4 protein-coding genes are annotated in these 6,517 nt (G+C 74.7%); 2 read left to right on the top strand and 2 right to left on the bottom strand.

Annotated elements, in window-relative coordinates:
- Window positions 1–138: 138 nt before the first annotated feature.
- Complete coding sequence (locus BG452_RS27435; protein ID WP_188307039.1) at window positions 139–3,963, top strand: ABC transporter ATP-binding protein; 3,825 nt, start codon at window positions 139–141, stop codon at window positions 3,961–3,963.
- A gap of 59 nt (window positions 3,964–4,022) precedes the next feature.
- Here the strand turns inward: BG452_RS27435 and BG452_RS27430 are convergent, their stop codons facing one another.
- Window positions 4,023–4,955 carry an ATP-grasp domain-containing protein gene (locus BG452_RS27430; protein WP_188307037.1) on the bottom strand — a complete coding sequence of 311 codons (933 nt, stop codon included), beginning with the start codon at window positions 4,953–4,955 and terminating at the stop codon, window positions 4,023–4,025.
- A 135-nt stretch (window positions 4,956–5,090) separates the two neighbouring features.
- On the opposite strand from BG452_RS27430, the gene BG452_RS27425 reads away from it, so the two are divergent.
- The gene (locus BG452_RS27425) at window positions 5,091–5,615 is read left to right on the top strand and encodes an NUDIX hydrolase (protein ID WP_223242802.1); all 525 of its coding nucleotides are present in this window, start codon (window positions 5,091–5,093) and stop codon (window positions 5,613–5,615) included.
- Here BG452_RS27425 and BG452_RS27420 read toward each other — a convergent pair.
- Window positions 5,612–6,517 (bottom strand): hypothetical protein (locus BG452_RS27420; RefSeq protein WP_411293028.1); only part of this gene is annotated, 906 nt, incomplete at its 5' end. The genes BG452_RS27425 and BG452_RS27420 overlap by 4 nt on opposite strands.

Here is a 6,517-nt window from a genome sequence, read left to right as displayed (position 1 = left end):
GAGCCGGGCCCGACCGCCGCCCGGAGCACGGCCGGCGCCCCGGGCACGGCTGCCGGGCAGACTGCGGACGCCACCCCGGACGCAGCCGCAACCCCGGACACGACCGCCCCGGACACAGCCGCCCCGGCCGATGGGTGGCTGCGCCGCCTGGGCGGCTACAGCTGGCGGTCCCGCCGCAGCCTGCTGCTCGCCTTCGGCGCCTCGCTGCTCGGCATGGCCGTCACCGCGCTGGTGCCGCTGGTCACCAAGCTGATCATCGATGACGTCATCGTCGCCCACACCCGTTCGCTGGCGCCATGGGCGGTGCTGCTGCTGCTCGCCGCTGTCGTGGTCTTCGGCTGCACCCAGGTCCGTCGCTACTACGGTGGCCAGCTGGCCCTCGACGTCCAGCACGACATGCGCAGCGACCTGTTCCGCTCGCTCGGCCGGCTCGACGGTCACCGCCAGGACCGCCTGGACACCGGCCAGGTGGTGGGCCGCGCGACCTCCGACCTCCAGTTGATCAACGGCCTGCTGTCGATGCTGCCGATGATGACCGGCTACCTGCTGATGTTCGTGATGTCGCTGGGCGTGATGGTCTGGCTGTCCCCGCCGCTGACCCTGGTCGCCCTGGTCATGGCCCCCGCGCTGTGGTGGGTCAGCGTGCGCAGCCGCAAGCGCCTGTTCCCGGCCACCTGGGCCGCCCAGCAGGAGGCGGCCGAGGTCGCGGGCGTGGTGGACGGCGCGATCGGTGGCGTCCGGGTGGTGAAGGGATTCGGTCAGGAGGCGCAGGAGCGGGACAAGCTGGAGCGGGTCTCCCGCAACCTGTTCGCCGCCCGGCTCCGGTCGATACGCCTCAACGCCCGCTACAACCCGGCGATGCAGGTGATCCCGGCCCTCGCCCAGGTCGCGGTGCTGGCCTTCGGCGGCTGGCTGGCCGTCGACGGGCGGGTGTCGCTCGGGACGTTCGTCGCCTTCTCGACCTATGTCGCGCAGATGACCGGTCCGGTGCGGATGCTGACCATGGTCATCACGGTCGGCCAGCAGGCCCGGGCGGGCGTCGAGCGCGTCCTGCAGCTGATCGACGAGCGCCCGCTGGTCCAGGAGCGCCCGGACGCGCTCACCCTGGACCTCACCCACGGGGACACGGCTGCGGACGGCGGCGCGGCCGGCCCCCGCACCCCCGACGTCGCCCTGGAGTTCGACCGGGTCGAGTTCCGCTACGACCCCGAGCACCCGGCTCCCGTGCTGCACGGCCTCAGCCTGAAGCTGGCCCCCGGCGAGACGCTGGCCCTGGTGGGGGCCTCCGGCTCCGGCAAGTCGACGGTGGCCCAGTTGGTGCCCCGCTTCTACGACCCGGCGGCCGGCGCCGTCCGCCTCTTCGGCCACGACCTGCGCGACCTCACTCTGGACTCGGTCCGCGCGACGGTCGGCATCGTGCCCGAGGAGAGCTTCCTGTTCTCGGAGTCGGTCCGCACCAACATCGCCTACGGCCGCCCGGACGCCACCGACGAGCAGATCGTCGCCGCCGCGCGCGCCGCCCAGGCCGACGAGTTCGTCCGCGCGCTGCCGGACGGCTACGAGACCAAGGTCGGCGAGCAGGGGCTGACCCTCTCCGGCGGTCAGCGCCAGCGCATCGCCCTGGCCCGGGCGATCCTCACCGACCCCCGGATCCTGCTGCTGGACGACGCCACTTCAGCCGTCGACCCGCAGGTCGAGGCGGAGATCCACGACGCGCTGCGCTCGGTGATGACCGGCCGCACCACCCTGCTGATCGCCCACCGCCGCTCGACCCTCCAACTCGCCGACCGGATCGCCGTGCTGGACCAGGGCCGGCTGCTGGACCTCGGCACACACGAGGAACTCGAAGCCCGATGTCCCCAGTACCGGGCCCTGATCACCGACCCCGAGGCGGGACCCACCCCCGGGCCCCGGCCCGCGTCCGAGCTCCTGGACGGCCAGGGCGAGCGGACCGAACAGCTCGAACAGCCCGAGCGGACCGAACACCCGGAACAGCCCGAGCGGACCGAAGGCCCGGAACAGCCGGACCAGGGCGAGCGGACCGAACACCCCGGCCGACCGGCCCCCGCACTCGCCACCCCCGCCCTCGCCAAGGCGGCCCGCACCGCCGACCCCGATCTGCTGGACAAGGTCGCCGCCCTTCCGCCGGCCACCGACGCCCCCGCCGTCCCCCGCGCCGAGGCCGAGGCCGGTGACCCCGACTTCAGCCTGGGCCGGCTGCTGCGCCCCTTCCGCGTCCCGCTGCTGATCGCCCTGCTGCTGGTCGCCCTCGACGCGGCGGCCGGGCTGGTGCTGCCGGTGCTGATCCGGCACGGCATCGACGAGGGCGTCCGCAAGGGCCTGATGTCCGGCGTCGCGGTGGCCTCGATCACCGCGCTGGTCGTGGTGTTGCTGGACTGGCTGGTGCAGAGCGCCGAGAACCGGGTCAGCGGCCGTACCGGCGAGCGGGTGCTCTACACCCTCCGGCTCAAGATCTTCGCCCACCTCAACCGGCTCGGCCTGGACTACTACGAGCGCGAGCTGACCGGCCGGATCATGACCCGGATGACCACCGACCTGGACTCGCTGACGTCCTTCCTGCAGACCGGCATGGTCACCGCCGTGGTCAGCCTGCTGACCTTCGCCGGGATCTTCGCGGCCCTGCTGATCATCGACGCCGGCCTGGCCCTGGTGGTCTTCGCCGTACTGCCGCTGCTGGTGATCGCCACCCTGGTGTTCCGGAAGAAGTCCAAGGACCAGTACGAGCGCTCCCGCGACCTGATCAGCACGGTCAACGCGGACCTGCAGGAGAACGTGGCCGGCATGCGGATCGTCCAGGCGTTCCGCCGGCTCGACACCAACACCGACCGCTTCGTGGCCCGCGGCATCGCCTACCGCGAGGCCCGGGTCCGGGCGCAGTTCTACATATCGCTGTACTTCCCGTTCGTCCAGTTCCTCTCCAGCGTGGCCGCCGCACTGGTGCTGATCGTGGGTGCCGCCCGGGTGGACGCGGGCACGCTGACGGTCGGCGCGCTGGTCGCGTACCTGCTGTACATCGACCTGTTCTTCGCCCCGGTCAACCAGCTGTCCCAGGTGTTCGACGGCTACCAGCAGGCCTCGGTGGGCCTCGGCCGGATCCGCGAGCTGCTGCGCACCCCGACCACCACCGCCGAGGCGGCCGACCCGGTCCCGGTGCCGGAGGGGCTGCGCGGGGAGATCAGCTTCGAGGGCGTCGGCTTCGCCTACAACGGCGGCGCGGACGGCGCGCCGGAGGTGCTGAGCGGCGTCGACCTGCACATCCCCGCCGGTCAGACGGTGGCGCTGGTCGGCGAGACGGGCGCGGGCAAGTCGACGCTGGTGAAGCTGGTCGCGCGGTTCTACGACGCGACCGCGGGCACCGTCCGGGTGGACGGGGTGGACCTCACCCGCTACGACCTGGCCGAGTACCGCCACCGCCTGGGCGTGGTGCCGCAGGAGGCGTACCTGTTCGCGGGCACGGTCCGCGAGGCGATCGCGTACGGCCGGCCGGACGCCTCGGCGGCCGAGGTGGAGGCGGCGGCCCGGGCGGTCGGCGCGCACGACATGATCGTCCGGCTGTCCGACGGCTACGACCACGAGGTCGCGGGCCGCGGCCGGAACCTCTCGGCGGGCCAGCGCCAGCTGATCGCGCTGGCCCGGGCCGAACTGGTCGACCCGGACATCCTGCTGCTGGACGAGGCCACCGCCGCGCTCGACCTGGCCACCGAGGCCGCGGTCAACCAGGCCGCGGACCGGCTCAGCGGCGGCCGCACCACCCTGGTCATCGCCCACCGGCTGACCACCGCCGAACGCGCGGACCGGGTGGTCGTGCTGGACCACGGCCGGGTGGTCGAGGACGGCACCCACACCGAACTGCTCGCCCTGGGCGGGACGTACGCCCGGCTCTGGCAGGCGTTCATCGCGGACGGCCACCCGGCACCGGCCGAGCCGGTCGCCGCCGGCTGATCCGACCGCCCGCGTGCCCGCCCGCCCCTTCGACCGGGGGCGGGCAGGCACGCCGTGCGTCAGGCCGCGATCAGCGAGGCCAGCAGGCCCGAGGCGTCCACCCCGCGCGGCAGGTCGCTCACCTGTCCGTCCCCGACCTCCACCACCCGCCAGCCGGAGCCGTCGGCCCGGCTGGCGAGGTCGGTGGTGACGAAGCGGCAGCCGAGTCTTCGCACCAGTGCGGGGACGTCGGTGAGGTCGGGCTCGACCCGCTGGTGCGGGGCGTCCGGATGCGGCCCGACCATGATCGGCCGGCCGTCCAGCCACCACACCCGGGCTTCCACGGCCCGTCCGTCGCCGCCCGCGACGGCTGCGGCCGGGGCGCCGTCCCGGTCCGGTCCGTCGGTGCGCTCGAACTCCTCGTACCGCCGCAGCACCACCCCGCCGGCCAGGAACTCACCCTGCAGCTCGACGAACCGCCCGACCACCCGGCCGACGGTCGCCAGGTCCGCCAACTCCGGTACGTAGCAGGCCTCGTGCCACTCGTGCTTGCGTGACTTCACGTAGTCCTTGACGATCGCCGGCCCGCTGCCGCCGAGCCGGGCCGCGGCGTCCGCCAGCTCCGCCGGGGTGGGCGCCGCCGTCCCGTCGGACGGGATCCACACGCTGGGCGGGGTCGCCCCCTCGAACACCCCGTACCAGCCGGGGAGTTCGTGCGCCGCCGCGTATCCGGGCGCACTGGTCAGCAGGTTGCCGCCGCGGGCGGCGAGCGCGGCGGCGAACTCGGCGTACCGGCCGGAGGGGAGCATCCAGCCCCGGTACCAGAGCGGCCCGCTGCCCCGGGGCACCCGCCGGACGGCCTCCTCGGCGTGTCCGGCGAGCAGCGCGTCGTGGTCGACCAGATGGTGCTCGCCGCCCAACTCCCTTGTCAGCCGGGCCTCCCAGGTGAAGTGCGGATCGGGCCGGCGCGGATTGAGCGGATCGGCGGGGAAGATGATCGAGGGTACGGGCATGGCGGTCAGGGTACGGCGGGCGGGCCGTCCCCGGCTGCCGCTCGGCGGCGGTCCGGTGCTGGGGGCGGGCTCAACTGGGCTTCCGGGGCGGTGAATCCGGTCGACGCCCGGTCCGGGCGCTGTCAGAGTGTCCCGATGCGAAGACTGCTGCGACCGCGTACCCGCGTTCCCCGCCAGGCCGCCCGCACGGTGGTCCTGGACGGGAACGGCTCGGTGTTCCTGCTCCGTTCGGACAACGACGAGGTCGGCGTCCACTGGACCATGCCCGGCGGCGGACTGGAACCGGGCGAGACCCCGCAGGCCGGCGCCCGGCGCGAGCTGTGGGAGGAGACCGGCTGGACCGACCTCGAACCGGGCCCGCTGCTCTGCACCTGGGAGCACGACTTCACCTGGCACGGCACCCCGGTCCGCCAGCACGAGCACATCTTCCTCACCACCGGACCGCACCGCGGCCCGGTCGGCGACGTCAGCGCGGTGCACGCCCAGGACCGGATCCTCGACTGGCGCTGGTGGACCGAGGCCGACCTCGCCGACGAGCACGCCGACGCCCTCTGGCCGCCCCGGCTGCCGGAGTTGCTGGAATCCGTCCGCGCGGGCTGGGCGGTCGACGGGCGCCCTCCGGTGCCCGTCGACCTCGGTTACCTCCCGAACGCCCGCTAGCCCGGGCCGCGCCCGCCGCGGCGGGGCGCCCGGCCGGTCGGCCCGGCCGGACCGGGTGCCCAGCCGTGCAGGTCCAGCTCCCGGTCGTGCAGCGCCCAGGGGTTCATCCGCACCGTCAGCCGGGCGTCGGCGAGTTGCTCGACGGTGAGCCCGGTCTCGGTGACCAGTTGTTCGGTCGACACCGAGACCGCGATGGCGGGACGCCAGGACGGCAGCACGACCAGGCTGGTGCCGCGCCCGACCCGGATCGGCTCCGCGGCCACCCGGACCGGCGTCCGCTCCTCCGGGCGGCCGACGGCCTCCGGCTGGACCGGGCTGCCGCCGATCAGGATGCCGAGCGGCGGTTCGGCCCGGGCCGCGCCGGTCCAGGACACGTCGGCCGGGGGTGCTTCGGTCCAGGACACGTCGGTCCGGGATGCGTGGCCCCCGAACGCCGGGGATCCGGCCCCGGCGACAGCGCGGGCGTCCGTCACGGCCCGGGCCTCCGTCACGGCCCGGGCCTCCGTCACGGCCCGGGCGTCCGCCGGGGGCGTGCGATCGGCGGACGCCCCCGTTGCACCGCCCGGTTCACTTACCCGTCCGGCACTCTGTGGCCCCGCTCCGGCCGGGTCGGTCGCGGCCGTCTCCCGTGCGGTCGCCTCCTGCCCGGTCGGGTCGGCCTGGGGGTGCATCCGGCGCAGTCGGCGGGAGGGCGACGGCCGTCGCGAGGCGAGGCTCCGGACCTCCTCGCGCGTCGAACGCGGCACCAGCGCGGGCCGGTTGGCCTCCGGCGACGGCGCCTGCTGGAGCCGGACGAACCCCGGCCCGGCCTCCTCGACGGGGGCGTCGGCGCCAGCGGTCCCGGCCGAGACCGGGGCCTCCTCCGCGGTCTCGCCGAGCAGCGTCCGCACCTGCGCGACCGA

It is taken from the genome of Streptomyces sp. CBMA123 (assembly GCF_014596465.1).
Classification (GTDB): domain Bacteria; phylum Actinomycetota; class Actinomycetes; order Streptomycetales; family Streptomycetaceae; genus Kitasatospora.
Note: the sequence above shows the minus strand (reverse complement) of the source record. Positions and strands in the feature narration are given on the sequence as shown.

Excerpts from the sequence above, each read along its gene's own strand:
- BG452_RS27430 (WP_188307037.1), bottom strand. The coding sequence starts at position 4,955 with ATGCCCGTACCCTCGATCATCTTCCCCGCCGATCCGCTCAATCCGCGC.
- BG452_RS27425 (WP_223242802.1), top strand. The coding sequence starts at position 5,091 with ATGCGAAGACTGCTGCGACCGCGTACCCGCGTTCCCCGCCAGGCCGCC.